The sequence below is a fragment of the Burkholderia sp. Ac-20344 genome, assembly GCF_017104975.1.
GTDB lineage: Bacteria > Pseudomonadota > Gammaproteobacteria > Burkholderiales > Burkholderiaceae > Burkholderia.
The window spans coordinates 36,841-60,906 of record NZ_JAAGPP010000001.1 but is presented as its reverse complement, the minus strand read 5'-3'; the positions used below and the strand labels follow the sequence as shown (position 1 = coordinate 60,906).

Annotated in this window: 21 protein-coding genes and 2 pseudogenes; 21 read left to right on the top strand and 2 right to left on the bottom strand. The window is 62.6% G+C overall.

Annotated elements, in window-relative coordinates; genetic code table 11:
* Positions 1–18 precede the first annotated feature (18 nt).
* The 5 genes from G3N64_RS00265 to G3N64_RS00245 all read left to right on the top strand — a co-directional run bounded on the left by G3N64_RS00265 (position 19) and on the right by G3N64_RS00245 (position 4,379).
* Positions 19–978 carry a transporter substrate-binding domain-containing protein gene (locus G3N64_RS00265; RefSeq protein WP_241020687.1) on the top strand — a complete coding sequence of 320 codons (960 nt, stop codon included), beginning with the start codon at positions 19–21 and terminating at the stop codon, positions 976–978.
* 5 nt (positions 979–983) lie between these two features.
* Entirely contained in the window at positions 984–1,652 is a 669-nt protein-coding gene (locus tag G3N64_RS00260; protein WP_205781795.1) for an amino acid ABC transporter permease, read from the top strand.
* On the top strand, positions 1,652–2,341 hold the full coding sequence (locus G3N64_RS00255; RefSeq protein ID WP_205781794.1) for an amino acid ABC transporter permease: 690 nt from the start codon (positions 1,652–1,654) through the stop codon (positions 2,339–2,341). Before G3N64_RS00260 ends, G3N64_RS00255 begins: the two co-directional genes overlap by 1 nt.
* Entirely contained in the window at positions 2,319–3,056 is a 738-nt protein-coding gene (locus G3N64_RS00250; protein ID WP_205781793.1) for an amino acid ABC transporter ATP-binding protein, read from the top strand. Before G3N64_RS00255 ends, G3N64_RS00250 begins: the two co-directional genes overlap by 23 nt.
* Positions 3,057–3,140: 84 nt before the next feature.
* Positions 3,141–4,379, top strand: a complete 1,239-nt coding sequence (locus G3N64_RS00245; RefSeq protein ID WP_205781792.1) for a M20/M25/M40 family metallo-hydrolase — start codon at positions 3,141–3,143, stop codon at positions 4,377–4,379.
* Positions 4,380–4,389: 10 nt separating this feature from the next.
* Here G3N64_RS00245 and G3N64_RS00240 read toward each other — a convergent pair whose 3' ends face one another.
* Positions 4,390–5,046 carry a GntR family transcriptional regulator gene (locus G3N64_RS00240; RefSeq protein ID WP_205781791.1) on the bottom strand — a complete coding sequence of 219 codons (657 nt, stop codon included), beginning with the start codon at positions 5,044–5,046 and terminating at the stop codon, positions 4,390–4,392.
* A gap of 881 nt (positions 5,047–5,927) precedes the next feature.
* Between G3N64_RS00240 and G3N64_RS00235 the strand changes: the two genes are divergently transcribed.
* The 7 genes and pseudogenes from G3N64_RS00235 to G3N64_RS00205 all read left to right on the top strand — a co-directional run bounded on the left by G3N64_RS00235 (position 5,928) and on the right by G3N64_RS00205 (position 11,752).
* Entirely contained in the window at positions 5,928–7,277 is a 1,350-nt protein-coding gene (locus tag G3N64_RS00235; RefSeq protein WP_205781790.1) for an MFS transporter, read from the top strand.
* Between the two features lie 71 nt (positions 7,278–7,348).
* Positions 7,349–7,921, top strand: a complete 573-nt coding sequence (locus G3N64_RS00230) for a PAS and helix-turn-helix domain-containing protein (protein ID WP_205781789.1) — start codon at positions 7,349–7,351, stop codon at positions 7,919–7,921.
* Between the two features lie 27 nt (positions 7,922–7,948).
* Positions 7,949–8,315 (top strand): annotated as a pseudogene (locus tag G3N64_RS00225) (transposase); the annotation flags it as partial.
* Between the two features lie 283 nt (positions 8,316–8,598).
* Positions 8,599–9,222 (top strand): annotated as a pseudogene (locus tag G3N64_RS00220) (zinc-binding dehydrogenase); the annotation flags it as partial.
* A gap of 40 nt (positions 9,223–9,262) precedes the next feature.
* On the top strand, positions 9,263–9,505 hold the full coding sequence (locus G3N64_RS00215) for a hypothetical protein (RefSeq protein ID WP_205781788.1): 243 nt from the start codon (positions 9,263–9,265) through the stop codon (positions 9,503–9,505).
* 17 nt (positions 9,506–9,522) lie between these two features.
* Positions 9,523–9,708, top strand: coding sequence for a hypothetical protein (locus tag G3N64_RS00210; protein WP_205781787.1), 186 nt, complete (start codon positions 9,523–9,525; stop codon positions 9,706–9,708).
* Positions 9,709–10,699: 991 nt separating this feature from the next.
* Positions 10,700–11,752, top strand: a complete 1,053-nt coding sequence (locus G3N64_RS00205) for a sugar transferase (RefSeq protein WP_205781882.1) — start codon at positions 10,700–10,702, stop codon at positions 11,750–11,752.
* 55 nt (positions 11,753–11,807) lie between these two features.
* Here G3N64_RS00205 and G3N64_RS00200 read toward each other — a convergent pair whose 3' ends face one another.
* On the bottom strand, positions 11,808–12,044 hold the full coding sequence (locus G3N64_RS00200) for a hypothetical protein (protein ID WP_205781786.1): 237 nt from the start codon (positions 12,042–12,044) through the stop codon (positions 11,808–11,810).
* Between the two features lie 420 nt (positions 12,045–12,464).
* Here G3N64_RS00200 and G3N64_RS00195 point away from each other — a divergent pair, with 420 nt between their 5' ends.
* The 9 genes from G3N64_RS00195 to G3N64_RS00155 all read left to right on the top strand — a co-directional run bounded on the left by G3N64_RS00195 (position 12,465) and on the right by G3N64_RS00155 (position 24,066).
* Positions 12,465–13,577, top strand: a complete 1,113-nt coding sequence (locus tag G3N64_RS00195; RefSeq protein WP_205781881.1) for a polysaccharide biosynthesis/export family protein — start codon at positions 12,465–12,467, stop codon at positions 13,575–13,577.
* A gap of 1 nt (position 13,578) precedes the next feature.
* Entirely contained in the window at positions 13,579–14,049 is a 471-nt protein-coding gene (locus G3N64_RS00190) for a protein-tyrosine-phosphatase (protein WP_205781785.1), read from the top strand.
* Positions 14,036–16,258 (top strand): GNVR domain-containing protein, encoded by a 2,223-nt coding sequence (locus G3N64_RS00185; protein WP_205781784.1) that lies wholly within the window; start codon positions 14,036–14,038, stop codon positions 16,256–16,258. The genes G3N64_RS00190 and G3N64_RS00185 overlap by 14 nt, the downstream gene beginning before the upstream one ends.
* Positions 16,259–16,361: 103 nt before the next feature.
* The gene (locus tag G3N64_RS00180) at positions 16,362–17,600 is read left to right on the top strand and encodes a glycosyltransferase family 4 protein (protein ID WP_241020685.1); all 1,239 of its coding nucleotides are present in this window, start codon (positions 16,362–16,364) and stop codon (positions 17,598–17,600) included.
* On the top strand, positions 17,591–18,979 hold the full coding sequence (locus tag G3N64_RS00175) for a hypothetical protein (RefSeq protein ID WP_205781783.1): 1,389 nt from the start codon (positions 17,591–17,593) through the stop codon (positions 18,977–18,979). The genes G3N64_RS00180 and G3N64_RS00175 overlap by 10 nt, the downstream gene beginning before the upstream one ends.
* Positions 18,976–20,265 carry an oligosaccharide flippase family protein gene (locus tag G3N64_RS00170; protein ID WP_205781782.1) on the top strand — a complete coding sequence of 430 codons (1,290 nt, stop codon included), beginning with the start codon at positions 18,976–18,978 and terminating at the stop codon, positions 20,263–20,265. The genes G3N64_RS00175 and G3N64_RS00170 overlap by 4 nt, the downstream gene beginning before the upstream one ends.
* 48 nt (positions 20,266–20,313) lie before the next feature.
* Positions 20,314–21,213 carry a glycosyltransferase gene (locus G3N64_RS00165; protein ID WP_346778785.1) on the top strand — a complete coding sequence of 300 codons (900 nt, stop codon included), beginning with the start codon at positions 20,314–20,316 and terminating at the stop codon, positions 21,211–21,213.
* Positions 21,197–22,825 (top strand): polysaccharide pyruvyl transferase family protein, encoded by a 1,629-nt coding sequence (locus G3N64_RS00160; protein ID WP_346778784.1) that lies wholly within the window; start codon positions 21,197–21,199, stop codon positions 22,823–22,825. The genes G3N64_RS00165 and G3N64_RS00160 overlap by 17 nt, the downstream gene beginning before the upstream one ends.
* Positions 22,822–24,066 (top strand): glycosyltransferase family 4 protein, encoded by a 1,245-nt coding sequence (locus G3N64_RS00155; RefSeq protein WP_205781780.1) that lies wholly within the window; start codon positions 22,822–22,824, stop codon positions 24,064–24,066. Before G3N64_RS00160 ends, G3N64_RS00155 begins: the two co-directional genes overlap by 4 nt.

The window sequence follows — 24,066 nt, the reverse complement described above, 5'->3', positions numbered from 1 at the left end:
CCGGTTGCACAGCGTTGCTTGACAACGAATTTGGGCGATGATTTGATACTAACGTATACGATTCGTATACGCAAAATCGACAAAAAAACCTGTTTCGGCGCCACGCTTTCGGCCCGAATTTTCGCCACCTGTTCGTATCGTCAGGAGCTTCCCATGCAGCCTCCGATTACCCTGAGCCGTCTCCTTGCTGCGGGCCTCGCCGCTATCGCGCTGATTGGCGCACTCCCGGCGCACGCACGTTCACTGCAGGAAATTCTCGAGTCGAAGAAGATCGTGTTCGGCATCAACCCGAATCTGCCGCCGCTCGGCCTGTACGATGCGAAAAATGCGATCGACGGTTTCGACGTCAGCGTCGCGCGCAAGCTCGCCGATGCGCTGGGCGTGAAGCTCGAGATCGTGCCGGTCGGCTCGGCCGATCGCGTGCCGTTCCTGATGGCCGACAAGATCGATGCGGTGATGGGCGGCATGACCCGCAACCCGGACCGATTGAAAGTGATCGATTTCACCGATCCGGTGAATACCGAAGTGCTGGGCGTACTGACGACCCAGGCCACGACGTTCAAGGACTACACGCAACTGAACGACCCGTCGGTCAGGCTTGTGCAGGTGCGCGGCACAACGCCGGTAAAACTGATCCAGGATCAGCTACCCAAGGCGCAACTGCTGTTGCTCGACAATTACCCGGATGCGGTGCGCGCGATCGCGCAGGGACGTGCGGACGCGCTGATCGACGTGCTCGATTTCATGCTGAGCTACACGAAGAACTATTCGACGAAATGGCGTGTGGTCGATTCGCCGATCGAGGTCGACTACGATTGCGTCGGCATCCGGAAGGGCAATACCGCGCTGACCGAGCGTCTGAACAAGGAAATTGCCACGTTGCATAAAATGGGGTTCATCGCGACGAGCTGGAAGCGATGGTTCGGCGGTCCGATGCTGCATGACCCGACCGCGGCGCCTGCGATGGCCGCCAAGTGACGACGATGGCGCTCCAGTTCGCCCCGATTCTCGAACAGTGGCCGTATCTGCTCGCAGGCGCATGGCTGAGCCTGCAGATCGCCGTGCTCGCGTTTGCGTTCGGTATGCTCATCGGCGTCGTGTGCGCGTCGATCGTGCATTACGGGCCGGCGTCGCTGCGGCGGTTCGTCGTCGCCTACGTGACGTTCGCGACCAACACACCGCAGCTCGTCCAGATTTTTTTCCTGTTCTTCGCGCTACCGGAAATCGGCATAACGCTGAGCCCGTTTTCGGCGGTGCTGATCGGCGCGACATTCAACGCGGGCGCGTACCTGTGTGAAATCCAGCGCGCTGGTTTCGTGTCGGTGCGGCGAGCGGAAATCGAGGCGGCGGAAGTGCTCGGGTTCTCGACCTCGCAAATCGTGCGTTACGTCATCTTTCCGCATGTTTTGAAAGTCATGTTTCCGCCGTTGTCGAACCAGTTCATCGTGATGACGCTCGGCACCTCGATGGCATCGGTATTCGGTGTCGAGGAACTGACGGGGCGGACGTTCAACCTGAGTTCGCAGACGTATTTGTCCGTCGAGGCGTTCACTGTTGCGGCGGTGATATACATCGCGATTACGTTGATCGCCACGTTTGCGCTCGCGGCATTCGGCCGATACGTCTGCCGGGCGAAGATAAAGGTGATGTGATGGTCGATACCACTGCGTCCGAACTGCGCCACCTGTTTTCCCTTTACAACGTGGAGCTGTTGTTACAGGGTTTCGTTGCTACGTTCGTGCTTTCTGCCGTCGGGTGCATCACGGGCTTCGCCGTTGGTTTTGCCGTTGCCGTGGTCAGGGTGACGCGCGCCCGCGCGCTCACGCCGGTTCGGTCACTGTTGTTCGCTTATTGCCTCGTGTTCCGGCGCATACCATTTCTCGTCACATTGATGCTGGTCTTTTTCGCGAGCCAGTCGAGCGGTGCAAAGATGTCGACATTTTCGGTCGCGCTCGTCAGCGTAAGCCTGATCGCGTCGGCGTATCTGGGCGAGATCGTTCGCAGTGGGCTCGAATCCGTTCACCCCAATCAGCGGGAGGCAGCTGTCGCGCTGAATTTCGGTTACCTGCAAATGCTGCGATATGTGATCGTGCCGCAGGCATGGCGCGTGATCGTGCCACCGACGTTCGGGTTCTTCGTCATGTTCATCAAGGACACCGCGCTGGCGTCGCAGATCGGCGTGATGGAACTGACGTCCGCGGGGAAAGTCCTGAACGACAAGGGGTTTTCCGCCGGTCTCGTATACGGTGCGATCCTGCTGCTGTATTTCGCCATGTCCTATCCGCTGTCGCGTGTTGGAAAGCGTCTGGAGAAAAGCCTTGCCGCAACTAGAAATCGTTGATTTGAAAGCGTCGTATGGCGTCCAAACCGTCCTCGAATCCATCAACCTGTCCATCGATAAAGGCGAGGTGGTCAGCCTGATCGGTCCGTCGGGATCGGGGAAGAGCACGTTGTTGCGCGTGTTGCTCGGGTTGCTGCCGCTTGCACGGGGCAGTGTGTTGCTCGACGGCCGCGAGATCGATTACGGCAGCCGGGACCGCGTACGTGCGTTGCGAACGGATGTCGCGGTCGTATTCCAGCAATACAACCTGTTTCAGAACATGACCGCGCTCGAGAATGTGATGATCACCCCGACGAAGATTCGCGGCAGACCGAGCGAGCAGGTGGAGCAGGAGGCAACGGCGTTGCTTGCTCGTGTCGGTCTCGCTCACCGGCTTCATGCTTATCCCGACGAGTTGTCCGGCGGGCAGCAGCAGCGCGTGGCAATTGCGCGCGCGCTCGCACTGAAGCCGAAGTTGTTGCTGCTCGACGAGGTGACCGCTGCGCTCGACCCCGAACTCGTCACCGAAGTGCTCGATACGATTCTCGAACTCGCGAGGGACGGTATCACGATGGTGATCGTGTCGCATGAGATGAGCTTCGTCCGGCAGGTGTCGTCGAAAGTCGTGTTCATGGCGGGCGGACGGGTGATGGAGTCCGGGTCACCACAAGCGATTTTCGATGCCCCGCAGCAAGCGCGTACGCGCGAATTCGTCGGCAAGATCCTGCGTCATTGAACCGGCCCGGTGCCAGCTATCGGGTTCGCCTCGCGCTTGGTCGGTGTAGCGGGGCAGTCACTCACTGCAACTCAAGGAATGACGATGGATGCACAGTTGTTTTCTTCGGCGCTGTTCGACCTGGTCGATCGCAACTTCGCCAACGAGGTCGATTTTCTCGCCGCGCTCGTGCGCAAGCCGTCCGACAACCCGCCAGGGGACTGCGCGGCGCATGCGGAGATGGCGGCCGGCTGGCTCGAGACGCTCGGTTTCACCGTGGAGCGGCATCCGGTGCCCGTGGCCGACGTGACCGCCGCCGGCATGATCAGCGCGACCAATCTCGTGGTCCGGCATCGCTTCGGCGATGGTCCGGTCATCGCGCTGAACGCTCATGGCGATGTCGTTCCCCCCGGCGACGGATGGAGTGCGGATCCGTACGGCGCCGAGATCCGGGACGGCTGGATGATCGGCCGCGGCGCGGCCGTGTCGAAATCGGATTTCGCGACGTATGCGTTCGCGCTCAGGGCCTTGATCGATAGCGGCGCGCCGCTGGCCGGTACGATCGAACTCCATTTGACATACGACGAGGAAACCGGCGGCCTCGTCGGTCCTGCGTGGCTGTTGAAGCAGGGTATCGTGAAGCCGGACTATGCGATCTGCGCGGGTTTTTCGTATTCGATCACGACCGCGCACAACGGTGCGGTGCACCTTGAAGTCACGGTGCGCGGCAAGTCGGCGCACGCGGCGCGACCCGACACCGGGCATGACGCGCTCGAGGCTGCCACGGCGGTGCTCGGCGCGCTTTACGCCCATCGGGACGCGCTGCGCGCGGTCCGCTCGGCGACACCGGGTATCTCGCATCCGACGCTCGTCGTTGGCCTGATCGAGGGGGGCATCAATACGAACGTCGTGCCGGACAAGGTGACGCTACGGCTCGACCGGCGCGTCGTGCCGGAAGAGTCGCCGTCCGAGGTGGTGGCCGGCCTGAAGGCGCTGATCGGGGACGCGGTCACAGGGCGGCCCGGCATCGGTGTGGATATTCGCGAGGTGCTCGTGACGTCGCCGCTGCGTGCCATCGACGGAGCCGAACGTTTGTCGTCCGCACTCCAGCGGGCGGCCAAAGCGGTGTTCGGTCAGGATATCCCCACGGAAGGAGTGCCGCTCTATACGGACGCGCGCCTGTATTGCGAAGCAGGTGTTCCGACCGTCATTTACGGCGCGGGCCCGCGAACGCTGCTCGAGGCAAACGGGCACCGCGCGGACGAGCGTGTGGCAATCGAGGACTTGCGCATCGCAACGAAGACGGTGGCGCTGGCGCTGTACGACCTGCTCGCGAGCCGATGATCGGGATGGGTCAGCCGTAGGTGCCTTCGGCCAAACGCTCGAGCACGTACCGGCGCAGGTTCTGAAGATGGGTACGCACGGCGGCGCGCGCTGCCGGTGCGTCATCCGCCAGGTAGGCTTCGAGAATCGCCAGGTGCTCGGCGCGATCGTCCTCGATACGGTTGAACGGCGTGACCAGCTCAAACAGGCGGCTGTTGGTTCGAACGAGTTCGATCGTTCGCGCCAGTACGTCGTTGCCGCTCGCGCGGGCCATCATCGTATGCACCTGGTCGTCGACTTCCCAGTGCGCGTGTTCCTGTTGGCCGCTGCTGAGCGATTTGATCTTCTTGATGAGTTGATGAACCTGCTTCTTGTCGATCTTGCCGATCGCAAGCGCGACTGCCTCGGATTCCAGGAGTTCTCTCACTTTCATTGCCTGAAAGTATTCCTGAGCGCTGACAAGGCGCACCGAGTACGAACGTGCGCCAGAGCGAACCAGGAGACCTTCGCCCTCGAGGCGCAGGAGTGCCTCGCGCATCGGCGTGCGCGAGATGTTCAGCTCTTCGGCAAGACGTCCTTCGACGACAGGACCACCGCTTCTCAGTGCCTTGTCGAGGATCATGCGATGCAGCGCCTGGTAAGCGAGTTCGCCAAGTTTTTCGGAATGGGTGGGAGCGGGGGCCGTCATGTGTCTCGTGGATGATTTTTCGGTATATGTATTGTATACGTTGATCGAACGTATTGGGATTGCTTGCCGCCGAACCGGGACAATCCACTGAGCGAGGCAACGTGCGCTTCGACTTTGGCGTGATCTCCGCCCCTCACATTCCACGCACGTCGAGTCGCATTGTCACAAGCTGCGGTGCGCCGAAGGTCGGCACCGTTGGAGGGCGATTGTCGATCGATGGGCGAAGACCTGCCCGCCCGATCGCAGACAGCCTGCCTGCCGATTTGCCTGATCGTTCGGGCCGGTTCAGTTGGTGCATGGGTCGCGCGTCGAACGGGCAACACCGGCTGGGCGGCGCCGAATCATGCACCGGGATGAGGAGTGCGGTTCGACGCGATTGCCGGCTGGTGGTTGTCGGGCAAGCGTTGTGCGGTGATGGCCTGACTTTTGCATGAGCGGATGACGCGCCGTACGTGCATCGGGCTGTCGAGATACTCGACAAGTCGCTTATTCACATCTTGTACCAGGTCGTGATTGGACTTGTTGAATGAGAATGCGCCAACCGGAACATTTTTGTCCCCGCCTTTATCGTGCGCAACGGCTCGGTGCTGACCGCGATCGTGTGTCGACGAGCTGACTGACCTATCACGCTACACAGTTTTGCCAGCCATACAGGGTCCGGACCACGACATGGAAGCGCTCGATACGACACGCGCACCACGCCGGTGAAAAGCCGTTCACCGGCTTCACAGGGAAAATCTTGCCGATCCCAGGCCATGATGGCGATATCACGTTCACCGGACCTGATTACCTAGGTAATTGACACGTATGGACCTACGTAATTTGGGCTTTTATGCTCATTTCAACAGAGAAATAGACCGAATCTTAAGAGGATAGAAGCAATGCCGGATCAGCACACCGAGAAAGTCGATATCAAGACGTTGCGACGCGTCATCGCCGCAGCTTCCATTGGCAATTTTGTCGAATGGTTCGATTTCGCTGCATACGGATTCCTGGCAACCATTCTGACCCGTGAGTTCTTTCCCAGTGGAAACCCCACGGTCGGACTCCTTAAAACATTTGCGGTCTTTGCTGTCGCATTCGCGTTCCGTCCGCTGGGAGGTGTTTTCTTTGGTGTGGTCGGTGACCGAATCGGCCGCAAGCGAACGCTCGCGTTTACGATCCTGCTAATGGCCAGTGCAACCACGTTGATCGGCCTTCTCCCAACCTACGCGAGCATTGGGTACTGGGCGCCACTGCTTCTCACGATCATTCGCTGCGTCCAAGGTTTTTCCGCAGGCGGTGAATACGCTGGCGCATGCGCCTACGTGATGGAGCATGCACCGCGTAGCCGCCGCGCATTTTTTGGCAGCTTCGTTCCAGTGTCGACCTTCTCGTCGTTCGCTTGTGCGGCGGTGGTTGCCTATTTGCTCGAGTCGTCTTTGTCGTCGCAGGCAATGATCGACTGGGGCTGGCGCGTGCCGTTCCTGATCGCGGCACCGGTCGGCCTCATCGGCGTCTATTTGCGCGTCAATCTGAACGAGACGCCCGCGTTTCGGGCACTCGAAGGCAAGCACGACGTTGCGCATGCCCCGCTTACCGAGACCCTGCGCTCGCAATCGGCGAATATCCTGAAGCTCGGTGCCTTCGTGTCCGTGACCGCACTGTCGTTCTATACGTTTACGACGTATTTCGCGACGTACCTGCAAGTGGCCGGGCACCTGTCTCGCGGCACCTCCCTCCTTGTGACTGTCCTCGCGCTCCTCTTTGCAGCAGCGTTGTGTCCGGTCGCCGGCTTCTTCTCCGACCTCGTTGGCCGCCGCGCCACGATCGCCACTGCCTGCATCTTCATTATCATGTCGGTGTATCCGGCCTTCTCGCTGGGCGGTTCGGGCGTGTTGTCGCAATCGCTGATCGGTGTTGCGCTTCTGGCCGTCGGCGCAGTGCTATCGGGCGTAGTGACTGCACCGCTCATGTCGGAAGTGTTCGCAACGAAAACCCGATATACCGCGTCCGCGATCACGTACAACCTCGCTTACACAATCTTCGGCGGTACAGCACCGCTGGTCGCGACGTGGTTGATCTCATCCACCGGTACGAATCTGTCCCCCGCATACTATTTAATCGCAGTGTCGATCTTCGCGATGATCGGTGGCCTTTCGTTACACGAAACGTCAAAAACCGCGCTCGACGAAGCCGGCACTACAGCCGATGGCCGAGGTGCAGCCGCATCGATCAAACGCACGTTCTGAATCTGACCTGGGCACACGTCGCTTACCCGATCGTCTGGATACCAAAACGTGGGCCGTCGATGATGGATCACATGATGAATATGACCGATGCGACGTGTAATCTTGACTACGAGGATATCTTCCGATGCTTGCCCGTTGCGGTCATTGTGGCCAGAGATCGAATCATGGTCGACTGCAATATCAGAGCACTGGAATTATTTGGCGCTGAACGTCGTGACATCGTCGGTCAGTCGTTTTCCAAGCTTTATCCGAAGCAGAAGGATTTCGCGACAACCGGCCGACGCCTCGCGCCACTCATCGCAATACAGGCTGTGTTCAGCGACGACCGCATCATGCGTCGCATCGACGGCACTCACTTTTGGGTCACGGTGTGCGGTTTTGGCTATAACCCGAAGCGTCCTTTCGAATTGGCGCTTTGGACTTTTACTGATCGGTCCAATAATACAAAGCAGACGGACGTCGCGAGAGCGTTGACAGAACGCGAGCGCGACATCGCCGCACTTCTCGTGCACGGCTTGACGAGCAAGGAGATTGGCAAGGAATTGAGCATCAGTCCCCGAACGGTCGATATCCACCGCTCGAGCTTGCTGAGAAAGTACGAAGTACGCACGACATCGGAACTCATCGCTCGGCTGCTAGCTTGAGCGACACGATCGTTTAGTCCATCGATCAAGGCCATATTGCTGCGTCGCTTCGGCGGTGACATCTCGTCGAACACGCTGGCAGCGAGCGTGTTGCGGGTGGGACTGGCCACGCAGCCCGTGATCAACGCGATGCGCGAATCGGACTTGATCTACGGCGACGAGACAACGTTCCAGGTGCTGATGGAACCGGGACGAAGGCGGCAGGCGAAGCGTTGCGTCCGGGCGCAGGTCAACGGCTCGTGTTCTCGTACTCGCTGGGCGTGGCGCCCAACATGCGCAGAAGTGCTATGCCGGCGCGCAGGCCAGCGCCAACCTGTACGCCCTCGTCGAGACCTGCAAAGCGAACGGCGTCGATCCGTACCACTATCGCGTCTGGCTGTTTGCGAAGTTGCCGCTCGTCACGACCGTTGACGACTACCCATGCACTCATGCCTTGGGTCATGCCTGCCGGCTCAACGAACGTCCACGCAAGACACTAAACTTCGATATACCGGCTGAACGATTCCATCAAGCTGTTTCATCGACCGGTTGAATCCGCCGCCAGGCACCGCCATAGTGCGCGGTGGCGACGTGTCTTGGAAGACGGGACGGCAGCGAGGGCCTGCGGTTTCCGGAGTAATCGCCTGCCGGTTGGATTGAAGTGCGTCTTTGGCCATTAACGACAAATGATCCCGTGGGGCCCGGGCGTCACTGGGCTGCGTAAAGGTGATCGTGTCATGGGGCCGCTTGGCGGACTGGGTGCCTATGCCGATCTGGTGGCAGTGAACGCGAACAATCTCATCGTGATGCCTGACGCGCTGAGCTTTGTGGCCGCGGCGGCGGTGCCCATGGCTTCCGTGTCGGCGTGGCAGAGCCTCAATCTTGCCGGTCCGGTACAAGCCGGCCAGCGCATTCTGATCCATGGCGCCGCCGGCGGCTTGGGCGGATTCGCAGTGCAGTACGCACATCAGGCCGGTGCTTTGGTGTTTGCCACCACCAGAGGCAGCCACGTCGACTATGTTCGCAGCTTGGGTGCGAATCACGTCATCGCCTATGACAAAGAGCAGTTCGAAGCGTCGATAAGTAACATCGACCTCGTGCTCGACTATGTTGGCGGCGAGGTGCTGAACCGCTCATGGTCCGTGCTTGCCGACGATGGCGTCATCGTCGGCACTGCATCAGCGGACATTCTGTCGAGTATCCCGGCGGGGCGCCGCGGCCTCTGGTACATGAATACACCGGATGCCACGCGGCTGCAGGCGATTGCCAACGACGTGGCGGGCGGACGGTTGCAGTCCCGCATCGAAGCCGTCGTGAATTTCTCCCTCTGAATCAACGTTCATCACATCCGGGGATGCGGCCATGAACAACTTGTTTGATTCCACCGACGTTGATGCGCATCAGGTCAATGATATGGTCGCCAGCGGGGCACTCGCATTGCCCATTCTTGCCATCGCTGGGGGCGTTGTCGGTGCCGCCTTGGCGGGACAGTTGCGTGGCGTCTCGACGAACTTGACCGAGTCGGTCATTGCAGACTGCGCTCACCTTATTCCCCTTGAACAACCCGCGGCTCTCGTTGCCCAAATTCGCACATTTCTTGTGTGAATCACCGGCTATGAAAAATGCTCCGCAAGCGTTCAGTCCGTTGGCATGTCGATATCCTCCTGTTCGAGCAAGCCGCGCAGAAGAGAAAGGGTGGCAGCAAATCGCTTCCGCTGCGCGGGATCAATCGCTGTTTCGACAAGGGTGGCGAGGTGCTTTTTGAATGTGCGCTCAGCAGCGTCAACCCGCTCAGCGCCAGCAGTTGATTATTGACTCAGTTCAACACGTCGAGCGGATCTGGAAGCTCACGCAGTTGCGCGACCAGATGGGCGGGTGCATCGGTTGCCGGTGCCGGTGGATGAAGGATTGCCCGCTGAGGAACCCGGGCGATGCGTTAAGCGAGTGCCGACAAGGGGCGGTGCTGCTCGAGGGCGAGCCGGTTCGCCAGCGCAAGCCGACCTGATGCGCACGTTCATGTGGCCGTGACGATCGATTTCATTTCGCTGACACCGAAGCGAGGTGCAGATGCGCGCCAGCGCAAGTCTTCGCGACTGTCGTCATTTATCGGCCATTTGGTTTCTGGCGGAAATCGGAAATGCACAGTCGTTTCCTTTTGTTCGCCAGTGAACCGCCCGTCCAGATCCGATGCAGGAAAATAACCGGAAGATTTCCGGTGACATCGAAATATCCCCATATTTACCCGCGTTTGATACATGGAATCGAATTGCTGGCGTTATTTCCATCGTGTGTGCGTTACGGGGTGTCGTTACGTAACGGGCGACACGATCCCCGATTCGCAAACGTTTTGCGTACGGAAGCTCATTTAATCAGACGTTTTGAACAAAAATTCATAGGTCATTGTTTCATTGGTATTTTTTTGCGATGCAGCAAGAAGATTTGTACCGGTGGCACGGATTGTGCGTTACACGATGCGTGCCGCAGTAACGAATACCAGAACGATAGACCAATCATGAATCGAAACCACACTTCGAAATCCGGACGCGACGCGGGGGCGAAGCGGTCGAATCCGGGCATTCACACCATTGATCGCTCCGGCAGGCCAATCGATTCGGGCCTGTTCGGGAGCGCTGTCATTCTCGTCGCAACGGAACGGGCTGGCAGGTTCCAGCAGAGCCGATCCGCCGGCAAGCAGGCGTACGCGTAGCCATTAATCGATTCGAATAATCCAGTCAAGTCACGAAATTAGTATTGCGAAATAAATAATCAATCGATATTTCGTATATGTCGGGGTCAATGATGGACGGGTTCTTCTTGCGCGTGATCGACGGTGCGTTGATCGTGGTCGGCGCCTTTGGCGCATTGCATTTCGGGTTTCCGGCCGATGGCCTGTCGCACGCCGGATTCGATGGCTTGCTTGTGGCTTTCGCGGTTGCGCTCGCGTTGTCCGTGTTTCCGGCGTGCGGACTGTATCGCGGCACTCGCGAACGCTCGGCGGTCAACCTGATGAGTCGAGCGATTGTCGCGTGGCTTATCGTGCAGGCCGGCGGATACGCATTGCTCTTCGTATTGCATCGGCTGCATCTGGTGCGCGGACTATGGTTCGTCTACTGGACGATCACGAGCGGGCTCGGGATGCTGCTGGCACGCACGCTCGCGCTCGCGGTGCTCAAGCTGTTCGTGCGCTTCGGCCGGCGGGCGCGCAGTGTGGCGGCACAAGGGCCGGTAGTGGCCTCGCGAATGATGCGGCTCGTGTTCAAGCGCGTTTTCGATCTCGTGCTTTCGATTCCGCTTCTTTTTATTCTGGCACCATTATTCGTAATACTAATTATTGTCGTGAAGCGAGACGGTGGTCCGGCCATCTTCGGGCACGTCCGTGTCGGCCGTGACGGAACGCGTTTCCGGTGCCTGAAATTCCGCACGATGGTCGTCAATTCCGACGAAGTGTTGCGCGAAACGCTTGCCCGCGATCCGGAGGCGCGCGCGGAATGGATGCGGGACTTCAAGCTGAAGAACGACGTACGCATCACGCCGGTCGGGCATTTCCTGCGCCGTACCAGCCTCGACGAATTGCCTCAATTGTGGAATGTGCTGCGCGGTGAAATGAGCCTCGTGGGCCCGCGCCCGATCGTCGACCAGGAGCTCGCCCGCTATGGCAGCGATGCGCACTACTACCTGATGAGCACGCCCGGGATTACCGGGCTATGGCAAGTGAGCGGACGCAGCAATGTCGACTACGCGCAGCGCGTCTCGCTCGATGTGTCGTACGTGAAGCAATGGTCGCCGCTGCTCGACTTCGGCATCTTGCTGAGAACCGTCAAGGTCGTGATGCGACGGGAGGGGGCGTACTGACGCCTGCATGCGGTGCGTGGTCGACGTCGCGAGGCCGGCCCGCGACGCGGTGGCATCACGGGGAAGTGGGGGCCGGGTTGGCGTAAGCCGAGGATGCCGACCAGCCGTCGTATTGGTACGGGTCGCCGGCCGCGCCGCTTGCGGCGCCGCTGTTCCGGTCGCGGTAGCGGGCAAGGTGCTGGCGACGCGTCAGCGGTGCGTGATGCTTGCCCGTCACGCCCGACAGCTTCGGTGCATCGGGTCTCGCCGCCGATGCGGCGTCGCTCGCCGCGCTGGCCGGAACCGGAAGCATCGCTCCGGTCTGCGTCGTGCGGGTGGCGTGGGGCACGCGTTTGGCGGAAGCAGTGGATACAGGGAACTGTGCGAGGGCGGTGACGCTGAGCGAAATGCTCGTTGCAACAGCAAGCAGGTGTGGGATTTTCATGAAATGGCAAGAAGCGGGATCGTTTCGGGGGAGTGCTGATATGCCAGGGCGTGCGGTTGCTTGGCGATGCGCGTGATTGACAGAAGACGGTGGAGGATCGATTCGAGCAGCCACCCGACACATAGGCCAAAAAATATGATTGACCATCTGATCGGTATTCGAACGATAGCACTGTCCGTCGTATCGAAGGAAGCGCGGAACGTACGTTACCGGGTTGCACGATGCGGCGGAATCCTGTCGGTCGCGCTCGCGCTGACGTGGCTCGGCGGCTGCGCGTTTGCACCGGGCATGACGTTTCGCGGCGGGTGCCCGGCCGACGTTTACGCGGATCCGTCGGGGGCCTGCGGCCGGGCGACGCATGCGGCGTCGCTTGCGGCCACGACGGGCGGCACGGCAACCGAAGATGCACCGCCCACCGGCGCGCTCGTCGAGATCGATGCCGCGCTGATCGACCAGACGCGAGCGAAGGCCGGCCCGTCGATCCCGAAGGACGTGCTCTCGCTGTTCCAGCAGGCGCGACCGTACACGCTCGGGCCCGGCGATGTCCTCAGCATCGTCGTATGGGATCACCCGGAACTCAACATGCCCGTCGTCGCGACATCGAGCGGCATCGATACGACGGGTTCGAACGCGATCGTTTCCGGCTATACGGTCGACACGAACGGGGTGGTGCAATTCGCGTACGTCGGCCCCGTCAAGGTCGGCGGGCTCACGGAATTGCAGGCGCGCGAACTGCTTGCGCGCCACCTGGCGCGTTACATCCGGGATCCGCAGGTGACCTTGCGAATTCAGGCGTATCGCAGCCGGCGCATCTATCTCGACGGCGAAGTCCGCATTCCCGGCCTTCAGGTGATGAACGACCTGCCGATGACGCTGCCCGAAGCGATCAATCGCGCAGGTGGATTCACGTCGAATGGCGATCGCGCACGCGTTGCGGTCACGCGCGGCGATGCGACCGTGACGGTGAACCTGCCGCGCATGATCGAGCAGGGGCTCAACCCCGACCGGATCCTGCTGCAAAGCGGCGATTTGGTGCGCGTGTATCCGCTCAGCGACAGCAAGGTGTTCGTGCTCGGCGAAGTCGGGCACACGATGACGGCGACGTTCAACAACGGCCGCCTGACGTTGAACGACGCGCTCGGCTATGCGGGCGGCGTCAGTCCGTATTCGGGCGATGCGAGCCAGGTCTATGTCGTGCGCAGCCGGCGCGGCGGCGTGCCGACGGTCTTTCACCTGAATGCGACATCGCCGGCCGCAATGGCGCTCGCGAACGATTTCGACCTGATGCCCGACGACGTGGTGTTCGTCGATGCGTCATCCCTGGTGCGCTGGAGCCGTGTGGTGGGCATGTTCCTGCCTAGCGCGCAGACGCTCGCGACCGGCCGCAACATCGCGTACTGACATGGACCGTCTGCTCCTGGTGTGTACCGCGAACGTGTGCCGAAGCCCGATGGCAGAGGCGCTGTTTCGACGCGTGCTGGAGGGGGTGCATGTGATGTCGGCAGGCGTCGACGCGATGCCCGGCATGGGCGCCGATCCGGCTGCGATCGCCATCATGCGGCGTATCGGCATCGACCTCGGCCAGCATCGTTCGCAACTGCTGGCGCGCTGGATGATCGAGTCGTCCGCGCTCGTGCTGACGATGAGCGAGCGTCAGCGCCAGGTCATCGTACACCGGTACCCGTCCGTCTCCGGACGCGTCTGCCGCCTTCTGCCGGACGGGGATGTGGCGGATCCCTACCGGCTCGACAGTGCGGCATACGCGGCGACGGTCGACCGGCTGAAGACGGGCGTCAGGCACTGGTCCGGTCTGCTGGCCGATGTCACCCGTCATACCCAAACATTGCAGGAAACGACCCATGAACCATCTTGATGCGCCAGTGCGTTACGCGGAACCGGACGACGGGCCGCCCGGGAATATCGCGAGTTATCTCGACGCGCTTTACGACAACCGGCGGCTGATCGCGCTCGTCACGGGATTGATGCTGTTGATCGGTACGACCTATGCGTTCCTCGGGGTACCGGTGTATCGGGCCGATATCCTGGTGCAGGTCGAGGAAAACACGAATTCGGCCAAGAGCATGCTCGGCGACATTTCGTCGATGTTCGATGTCAAGACCCAGGCATCGTCGGAAATCGAGGTGCTGAGGTCGCGCCTGGTGGCAAGCAAGGTGGTCGACACCTTGTCGCTGGCGATCGATGCGCATCCGCGCTACTTGCCGCTGATCGGATCATTGTTGTCCCGGCACGCGACACGTGTGTCGGATCCGCTGCCGCTCGGCTACGTGACCGGCACCGAACGCATCTCGGTTGCCCAGTTCGACGTGCCCGACAAGCTCTATGGTGAAACGTTCGTCATGACGCTGCGGCCCGGCGACACGTACCGCCTGTCGGGCCCGGATGTCGACGCGGGCGGCACGATCGGCGTGCCGCTGAAGGTGGTCACACCGGACGGCCCGCTCGTACTGCTGGTCACGTCGGTCCGCGGCAAGCCGGGCGCCACGTTCGTGCTGCGCCGGTATTCGACATTGTCGACGATCGAGGATCTCCGGCAGAGCCTGAACATCGCGGAGAAAGGCAAGCAATCGGACGTGATCGGCGTCACGCTCGACGGGGCCGACCCGGTGAAGACGGCGATGATCCTCAATACGCTGGGTAACGAATATGTCCACCAGAACGAGCGGCGCAAATCCGAGGAAGCCGAGCGATCGATCAGCTTCCTCAGTGCACAGTTGCCGGAGCTGAGGGCCCAGCTGGAGCTCTCCGAGAATCGTTTCAACGAATATCGCGCAAAGCACGGCACGCTGAATCTCGATGAGGAAGCAACGGCATTGTTGCAGCGCTCGGTCGATGCGCAGTCACGCCTGACGACGCTGAAGCAGAAACGCGACGAACTGATGGCGCGCTTCACGCCGGAACACCCGGCCATCCGTGCGCTCGATGCGCAGCTCGATACGGCCCAGGCGGAGATCTCGGGTATCGATCAGCGTACTCGTGCGTTACCGCCCGTCGAGCAGGACGTGTTGCGATTGCAACGTGACGTGCAGGTCGGAACCGAGCTGTACACGAACTTGCTCAACACGCAGGAGCAACTGCGTCTCGTCAAGGCAGGGAAGGTCGGCAACGTACGACTGGTCGACACGGCGGCCGTTCCCGAGGAGCCGGTCCGGCCGAAGCGCCTGCTCGTGATCGTCGGGTCGGCGGTCTTCGGGTTGCTGATCGGCGCGACAGTTGCGTTCAGCCGTCGCCGCATGTTCGACTCGATCGACGACCCGATCGAGGTGGAGCACGTCTGCGGCGTACCCGTGTATGCGACGGTGCCGTACAGCCGGCAGGAAGCGTCGCTGACGCGTTTGCGCCGGGTCGCGAATACGCCGTCCCGCGAACTGATTCTCGCGCACAACGCGATGATGGACCCGGCACTCGAGAGCCTGCGCAGCTTCCGGACCGCGCTGGAGTTCGCGATGACCGACGTGCCGAACCGGATGGTGTTCATCACCGGTCCGACACCTTCCATCGGGAAGTCCTTCATCTCGCTGAACCTCGCTGCCGTGCTGGGCTCGGCCGGAAAGCGCGTGCTTCTGGTCGATGCCGACCTGCGTCGAAGCGGACTCCAGCGGACGGTTCCCGTCGGCCCGGGAGCCGGGCTCGTCGAACTGTTGCAGGGCACGCATCGCGCCGAAGACGTCGTGCACCGCGAGATCCTGAAGGGCGTCGATTTCATCGCAACGGGCAGCGTGCAGATCAATGCGAGCGACGCGCTGTTCGATTCGGACCTGCGCGCGATTCTGTCCGAACTGGGCGCGACGTACGACGTGATCGTGTGCGACGGGCCGCCGATCCTTGCGGTTCCCGACGCCGTGCAACTGGCCGGCCACGCAGGCGTGACGTTCCTGGTGGTGCGCCAGGGCGTGACGAAACACGGCGAGATCAAGGAATCGATCCGACGGCTGCGTCACGTGGGCGTGTCTCCGCACGGCCTGATCTTCAACGGGCTCAGCGTGCGGCCGGGGCGCTACGCGTACGGCTATGGGCGGTATCGCCACAATCGCGACAGCCACGCGTATTACGGCAAGGCATGACGGATGCCGGTATGGAAAAGGCGGCCGGCCGACGTGACGGGCGGCCAGGGGCAACTTTCGGGCGGGGATCTGCATGGACGGTACAACTTCAATGCGTGACGCCATGACGCGTTCGCAGGCTGACGCGCGGCATACCGAAAACGACGCGGGGCGGCATTTCAGTCGCGTCGCCGTCGTGCACGACTGGCTGACGACCTATGCGGGCTCCGAGAAGGTCCTCGCCGAGATCCTCAACATCTGGCCGCAGGCGGACCTGTTCACGGTGGTCGATTTCCTGCCGGACAGCGAGCGCGAGAAACTGCTCGGCAAGGTCGCCACCACGTCGTTCATCCAGCGGCTGCCGCGCGCACGATCGGCCTATCGTGCGTACTTGCCATTGATGCCGTTCGCGATCGAACAGCTCGACCTTTCCGGTTACGACCTGGTGATTTCATCGAGCCATGCGGTCGCGAAGGGGGTCATTACCGGGCCGGATCAACTGCACATGAGCTACGTGCACTCGCCGATTCGCTATGCGTGGGATCTGCAGCATCGTTACCTGAACGAGTCGGGCTTGTCGAAGGGGCTGAAAGGCTGGATCGCGCGCGCGATGCTCCACTACATTCGCATCTGGGATCAGCGTACTGCGCACGGCGTCGATGCATTCGTGGCGAACTCCGCCTTCATCGCAAGACGCATCCGCAAGGTGTACGGCTACGATGCGGCAGTCGTCTATCCGCCCGTCGATATCGGGCGTTTTTCGCTGGGCACGCAGAAGGAGGATTTCTATCTGACGGCGTCGCGCATGGTGCCGTACAAATGCGTGCCGCTCATCGTCGAGGCGTTCGCCCGCATGCCGGAACGGCGTCTCGTCGTCATTGGCGACGGGCCGGATTTCGAGCGCGTCAAGGCCGCGGCCACGCCGAACGTCACGCTGCTGGGCTATCAGCCGGATGCGGTACTCATCGACTACATGCAGCGTGCGAAGGCGTTCGTCTTCGCTGCCGAAGAAGATTTCGGCATCGCGCCGGTCGAGGCGCAAGCGTGCGGAACGCCGGTCATCGCCTACGGGCGCGGCGGGGCGCTCGAGACGGTGATCGCATCCGGGGACGCGAGCACACGCACGGGGCTGTTCTTCGCGCGGCAGGAAAACGCGGACATCGTGGACGCCGTGATGCGCTTCGAGGCGGCAGGCGTGTTCGATCCACTCGTGTGCCGCGCCAACGCGCAGCGATTCACGGTCGAGCGCTTTCGCGACGGCCTGCTGGAGGTGATGGCGAGAACGTTGCGCAACCGGGCATCTGCCGCCGGGGCGCGCGACACGGCCGGCAGCACGGGAAGGGGCGAACCATCGTGGAGTTGAGCCTGTTCGGCGTGGTCGTCGTCGCGCTCGGCATCCTGACGTTCGTGCTGCCTTATCGGTGGGCGGTCTACGTGATGGTGGCCAGCACGCTGTTCGGGGCGACCGAGGCGGTCGCATTCGGCGGGCTGGGCGTGTTGCCGGCTAGCCTGATGATGCCGCTCTTCGTCGCACGTGCGCTGTTCCTTGAGGATTCGCGCGCGATCCGCAGCAGCCTGCGCGTCGGCTCGCCCGGGTTCTGGCTGCTGGTGCTGACCGGCTACGCCTGCATGACGGCCGTCGTGTTTCCGCGCATGCTGGCCGACACCACGTCGGTCTATTCCATCGATCGTTCCAACATCGGCACGGCGCAACTCATGCTGCAGCCGCTCGGCCCGGTGTCCGGCAACCTGAGCCAGTCCGCATACCTGATCGGCGAATGCCTGCTGTATCTGGCCGCCTCGATGGTGATGCGGCGGCGCGACGCCAGCCGGGTGGTGGCGGATGCCTTCCTGTGCCTGACCGCGTTGAACGCGATCGCCGCGGCGGCCGACCTGTTCGGCAGCGCTGCGGGCGTCAGTCTGCTGGATCCGCTCAAGACCGCGCAGTACTCGATCCTGGACGGCGCGGAGGTCGGCGGCATGCGGCGCATCAGCGGAACCTTCTCCGAGGCATCGGCGTTTGCCGGGTTCTCGTTGCCGCTGTTTGCGTTCACGGCCAATCTTTGGCTGCTCGGCTATCGGCGGCGCCTGTCGGGATTGCTTGCGCTGCTGACGGCCGGTTTCGTGCTGCTGTCGACTTCGAGCACCGGATACGTGGGGCTCTTGATCTATCTCGCCGTCTTCATGGCCAGCCGCTCCGGCGCGATCGTCCGTACCAGCCAGGCAAGGAAGTTCCGGATGCTGGCGGTGGCCTGCGTGGCGGCCGCACTGATCGCGTGCGTACTCATCGCAATCGATTCGCCGGTCGTCACGGCGGTATCCGAGGTGATCAACCGGACGTTGACGAGCAAGATGAGCAGCGATTCGGGCATCGAGCGCAGCGCGTGGAACATGCAGTCGCTGATCAACTTCGTCGATACGTTCGGGCTCGGCGCCGGCCTGGGCAGCGCGAGGGCATCGAGCTTCGTCGCGGTGACGCTCGGCAATCTCGGGCTGCTGGGCGCGACGTTGTTCGGTCTGTTCCTTTACCGCACCGTGCGCGTACGCGTGCGGCCCGCGACGTGGGCATCGGATCGGATCGTCAGTTTCGCCGCGGTTCAAGCGCTGGCCGCGGCGCTGATCGGCGCGACGCTCTCCGGGACGGTGTTCGACCTCGGTCCATGCGTCTATCTGTTTGCGGCGGCGGCGTTCGGGGCACTGAACGTCAGGCGTGCATCGAATCGGGAGCCGAGGGCGTCATGAACACGACCTCGTCTCGTACGGAATTGCTGGCGGTGTACGTGGCCTACATGTTCCGCTATCTGTATCCGTTGTTCATGCTCCCGTATTACGGACGTGCGCTCGGCCCGAGCGGTTATGGCCTGGTGCTGGCGGGCGCCTCGCTGTCGAATTCGCTCTGGCTGTTCGTGAGCTACGGCTTTCCGACGGTCGGTGCGCGCGATACCGTGCATGCTGCAGGCAGCGCCGAGCGCGCCGAGATCCTGCGCACCCACGTGATCGCCCGGCAGCTGCTGTGCGTGCCGGCCATCGTCGCCGGAACGATCGCGATCGGCGCGTCGCTGGCGTTTCGCCAGCACGTGTCGAGCGGACCGGTCGTCATCGCCATGGGGCTGGTCTCGGCATTCAACGTCGGATGGTATCTCGTCAGCACCGGCCGCGCGATCGCGAGCGTCCGGATCGAGGTCATCGGCTTCGCGATTTCGTTGTCGCTGATCGTCGGCTTCGTGCATCACCCGTCCGACGTCGAGCGTGTATTTCCGCTGCTGCTGACGTCGAGCGTCGTCCAGCTCGGGCTTGCGTACTGGCTGATCCGGCGAGAGTTCGCCGGCGCCGTCTCGAACCTGAAGCGTGCCGTGGACCTGATCCGCAGGTCGACGGTCATCTTCGTCTATGGCGGCACCTCGGTGTTGCTGGCAGGCGCGTCGACGTATCTGTTGTCGACCATGGCGCATGCGTCCGAGGTCAGCGCGTTCGGTGTCGCCGAGCGGCTCGTCGCGGCGGGATTGAGCGTGATGTCGCCGGCCGCGCAGATCCTGGTGCCGAAACTGACCGGCCTGGTCGGCAGCGATCCGGCGCGCGCGAATCGTCTGATGCGGCGGGTGTTCGTGTGGTTCTTTTCCGGTGCGGCGCTTGCAGCTGTCGCGACTGTCCTGCTGTCGGAACGGCTGATTCCGCTCGCGCTCGGTGCCGGCTTCGAGCGCTGTGTGCCGGTGTTGAATCTCATGGTGTTCGTGCTTCCCGTCAGCGTATGCACGCAGGTGCTCGGCGCCTATTTCCTGATTCCGCGCAAGCTCGAACGGCTGCTTGCGCAGGCCGGCGTGCTGGGCGCGGTCGTGAGCCTTGCATGCGCGATTCCGCTGGCGAGCCAATGGGGGGCGCTCGGGATGGCAGGCGCGCGCCTGGTCGGAGAGTTGACGATGCTGGGCGTGCTGGCAGCCGGCCTGTGGCGCGCGAAGCTGCTGACGGAAATCTTCGGTATCGACGGCGTTCCGGCCACGACTGTCGGCGACAACCGAATTCGCCAGTAACGAGGGTACGTGATGACACATGAATGGGAAGTTCGCGAGAGCGGATCCGTGAACGTGCATGACCGCGCGACATCGCGCGAATCGCGCGTGTGTGCCGGTATCGCGACGCGGGGCCGACCCGCCGAGCTGGCGAACATCGTTGCCTGCCTGCGTGCGCAAACGCTTCGGCCGGCGTCGATCATCGTCGCGTGTACGGGGCCGGACGATATCGGTGCACTTGCCGAAGCCGATGATCTGTCCGTCGTGTTCGTCGAGCCTGGCTTGACGCGTCAACGCAATGCGATCCTCGACAGGATGCCGCCCGGTACGGACTATGTCGCGTTCTTCGACGACGATTTCGTTCCGAAAACGGACTGGCTGTGCGTGGTTGCGGACGCATTCGAGCGCGATCCGATGCTCGCCTGCGTGACGGGGCACGTCGTTGCGGACGGCATTCTCGGCCCCGGACTCACGATTGACGATGCGAAGCGGGCGCTGGCCGCCGTACGGGGCGACACGCAGAGGTGGACCATGGATGGCTACAGTCCTTACGGCTGCAACATGGCGTTCCGTGCGTCGGCGGTTGCCGCGTTGCGTTTCGATGAACGGCTCGTGCTGTACGGCTGGCTGGAGGATCTCGATTTTGGTGCCCGGGTCGCCCAGCGCCACGGCCGGCTCGTGAAACTCGGCAGTGCAGTGGGTGTGCATCTTGGCGTGAAGCGCGGCCGCGTGTCCGGACGCCGGCTCGGTTACTCGCAAGTCATGAATCCGGTCTACATGATGACCAAGGGGACGCTGTCGCGTAACGATGCGTGCCGCCATATCGTGCGCAACTTCGCGGCCAACATGGTGAAGTCGATCGCGCCGGAAGCCTATGTCGATCGGCGCGGCCGGCTGGCTGGAAACCTGATTGCGTTCATCGACGTGTTGCGCGGACGCCGGACACCGGAACGTGCGGCACAGCTATGAGCGGCAGAACGGTATCGGACACCGGCACGCGCGCGTGGGCATCGGCATCACTGATTCAGCGTGGCAAACCTTTAATATTTGTTACGGTATGCGAATCATAATGGATGTGGAAGGTATAGTGAAAGCGTATCGTCACCTGAACGCGACGGCAGGGATCCGATGCAAACGTCGGGTTCGCATCCGTGAATGTGCAGCGCGAAGTTGCCGCTCGCATGCCTTTCCGTCATCGTGCCGCGCATTTCCACGCGGTAACGTCCAGCGAGCCTGGAACACGTCCTGCAACACAACAATGCTGCCCGATCATCCCATCATGCAGAACCACGCTCGCCACGGGGCGTCCGGCGCCGACGAAATGCCGCATGCGCCGCGCGTCGCGCTCGTCAACGTGAAGTACAGTCCGAATCTCGGCGACGGCATGCTGTCCGAATGTCTCGAGGCGGAACTCGCGGCGGCGTTGCCGGGCATCGAGATTCACGTGATCGATCTCGCGGGCCGAACCGACTACGCATGCGGCGCCACCTCCCGAAAATCGGTATTGACGCTGATGCATCACAGCCCGCGTGTCGTGCGTCACGCGATCGTGCATTCGGTGCTCGGGTACAAGTTGCATACGGAGCTGCGCCCGCGCTGGCGTTCGGCGTTGTGCGGCGTCGACGCCGTGATTGTCGGCGGCGGCAATCTGTTGAGCGATGCGGATCTGAACTTCCCGATGAAGCTCGATGCGGCGATGGCGGAGGTCCGTGATCTCGGTTTGCCGGCCGCCGTCTTCGGCGTAGGCGTGTCCGGCGACTGGACGTCGCGCGGCGAACTGCTGTTCCGGCGCGCGCTCGGCGGGGTTGCGCTGTTTCATGCGTCGGTACGCGAGCGACGCTCGGCCGAGATCTGGCGGGCGCGCCTGTGCGGTGCCGGAATCCGCGCCGCGCAGGTCGTGCACGATCCCGGCCACCTGGTGTCGCGGCATGTCGCGCGATCCCGGGCGCCGGATCGCGCAGTCACCACGATAGGACTGGGTATGACCCATCCGATCGCGCTCAAGTACCACGGCGGCAGCATTCGCGTATCGGCGGCCGAGCAAGCCGAATGGTATCGCGCACTCGTCCGTGCCGGCAGCGCGTACGGGTGGCGTTTCGTCGTGTTCGCCAATGGCAGTCCCGAAGACGAGGCCTACATCGGCGAACTGCGGCCGATGCTCGCGGAGGCGGCCGGGCCTGGCCGGATCACTTTTGCGCCGCGTGCTGCGACGCCGGCCGATCTTGCGCGACTGATTTCATCGTTCGACTTGCTGATGGCTCACCGGCTTCACGCGAACATCGCCGCATTCTCGTATGCGATCCCGCAGATCGGGTTCGCGTGGGACGTCAAGCTCGAGTCGTTTCTGTCGGGCGTCGGGCGCGGGCATTGCCTGTGTACGGTCGGCGTCGATTCGGTCGACGCCGTCGTCGGGCTCGCCGCGCGGCAACTCGGTGAGGGCATCGACGCGCACGTGCATCGCACCGTGCTCGACGACGCGTGCGCGCACGTGGCCGATCTTGCCGCTGCGCTGAGGGGCGCGGTGGCCGGATCGCGGCAGCCGGCCGGTCGCGCGCGGGTGCCGGGAGAGTCGCTCGTATGAATACGGTTCTGCCGGAACGGCTGGTGATCATCAACGACGTGTCGGTCGCCAATGGCGGCGCGACGGCGCTGGCGTTACTCGAACTGCGCCTGATGCGGGCGCGTGGTGTCGAGGTGACGTACGTCACGGGCGATGACGGCGCCAATCCGGAATTCGACGCGCTCGGTATCGAGGTCGTCTGCCTGCGCGGCATCCGGTTGCTGCAGGCCGGGGCCGCCGCGTTGGGGCGTGGCGTGTACAACCCGGACACGGTCAGAACGCTCAATGCGTGGATCGCGCGTCACGACACGCCGGGCACGGTTTATCACGTGCACGGCTGGAGCCAGATCCTGTCGCCGTCCTTGTTCGCGGCGCTGCGCCGCGTACGCGGCCGGACCGTGATTACGGCGCACGATTTCTTCCTCGTGTGCCCGAACGGGGCATTTGCCGACTACCGTGCCGGTACCGTCTGTACGCGTGTGCCGCTCGGCGCGGCATGCGTGACGCGCGATTGCGACAAGCGACACTACGCGCACAAAGTGTGGCGCACGGTCAGGCAGGCCGTTCAATCGCACACGCTTCACTTCGATTCCGCCGGGCCTCGCGTCCTGATGATTCATCACTCGATGCGCGAACCGCTCGAGCGCGGCGGCATTCCGGTCGATTGCCTGCAGACTGTGCCGAACCCCGTGACGCCATGGAGCATCGCGCGCATCGCCGCGGAACGCAACGACACGTTCGTGTTCGTCGGCCGGCTGGCATCGGAGAAGGGGCCGGACCTGGCCGCGCGCGCGGCACGACGTGCAGGCGCGCGGCTCGTCATCATCGGCGACGGGCCGATGATGCCCGCGTTGCGCGCCGCGTATCCGGAGGTGACGTTCTGCGGCCATCTCGCACCGGGCGAGGTGGCGCAACGGGTGCAATCCGCACGCGCGCTGCTGATGCCGTCGCGCTATCCGGAGCCGTACGGCCTCGTGGCCGCGGAAGCGATGTGGAGCGGGTTGCCGGTCGTTGTCGCGCAGTCCGCACTGCTGGCGGGCGATATTGTTGCGTGTGGAGCCGGCGACGCGTGCGATCCCGTCGACGAGGCGGCATTCGCCGGTGCGATTGCCCGCATTGCACGCGATGACGATGCAACACGCAGGATGAGCATCGCCGCGCACTCGGCGACCCGCCACATGGGGCTGTCACCGGATGCATGGGTCGAGCGTCTGCTCGAGGTCTTCGCGGCATGCACGGCGCTGGAACTGCAACCGGCCTAG

Excerpts from the sequence above, each read along its gene's own strand:
- G3N64_RS00260 (WP_205781795.1), top strand. The coding sequence starts at position 984 with ATGGCGCTCCAGTTCGCCCCGATTCTCGAACAGTGGCCGTATCTGCTC.
- G3N64_RS00255 (WP_205781794.1), top strand. The coding sequence starts at position 1,652 with ATGGTCGATACCACTGCGTCCGAACTGCGCCACCTGTTTTCCCTTTAC.
- G3N64_RS00245 (WP_205781792.1), top strand. The coding sequence starts at position 3,141 with ATGGATGCACAGTTGTTTTCTTCGGCGCTGTTCGACCTGGTCGATCGC.
- G3N64_RS00240 (WP_205781791.1), bottom strand. The coding sequence starts at position 5,046 with ATGACGGCCCCCGCTCCCACCCATTCCGAAAAACTTGGCGAACTCGCT.
- G3N64_RS00235 (WP_205781790.1), top strand. The coding sequence starts at position 5,928 with ATGCCGGATCAGCACACCGAGAAAGTCGATATCAAGACGTTGCGACGC.
- G3N64_RS00230 (WP_205781789.1), top strand. The coding sequence starts at position 7,349 with ATGATGAATATGACCGATGCGACGTGTAATCTTGACTACGAGGATATC.
- G3N64_RS00215 (WP_205781788.1), top strand. The coding sequence starts at position 9,263 with ATGAACAACTTGTTTGATTCCACCGACGTTGATGCGCATCAGGTCAAT.
- G3N64_RS00210 (WP_205781787.1), top strand. The coding sequence starts at position 9,523 with ATGCTCCGCAAGCGTTCAGTCCGTTGGCATGTCGATATCCTCCTGTTC.
- G3N64_RS00205 (WP_205781882.1), top strand. The coding sequence starts at position 10,700 with ATGGACGGGTTCTTCTTGCGCGTGATCGACGGTGCGTTGATCGTGGTC.
- G3N64_RS00200 (WP_205781786.1), bottom strand. The coding sequence starts at position 12,044 with ATGCTTCCGGTTCCGGCCAGCGCGGCGAGCGACGCCGCATCGGCGGCG.
- G3N64_RS00195 (WP_205781881.1), top strand. The coding sequence starts at position 12,465 with ATGACGTTTCGCGGCGGGTGCCCGGCCGACGTTTACGCGGATCCGTCG.
- G3N64_RS00190 (WP_205781785.1), top strand. The coding sequence starts at position 13,579 with ATGGACCGTCTGCTCCTGGTGTGTACCGCGAACGTGTGCCGAAGCCCG.
- G3N64_RS00185 (WP_205781784.1), top strand. The coding sequence starts at position 14,036 with ATGAACCATCTTGATGCGCCAGTGCGTTACGCGGAACCGGACGACGGG.
- G3N64_RS00180 (WP_241020685.1), top strand. The coding sequence starts at position 16,362 with ATGACGCGTTCGCAGGCTGACGCGCGGCATACCGAAAACGACGCGGGG.
- G3N64_RS00170 (WP_205781782.1), top strand. The coding sequence starts at position 18,976 with ATGAACACGACCTCGTCTCGTACGGAATTGCTGGCGGTGTACGTGGCC.
- G3N64_RS00155 (WP_205781780.1), top strand. The coding sequence starts at position 22,822 with ATGAATACGGTTCTGCCGGAACGGCTGGTGATCATCAACGACGTGTCG.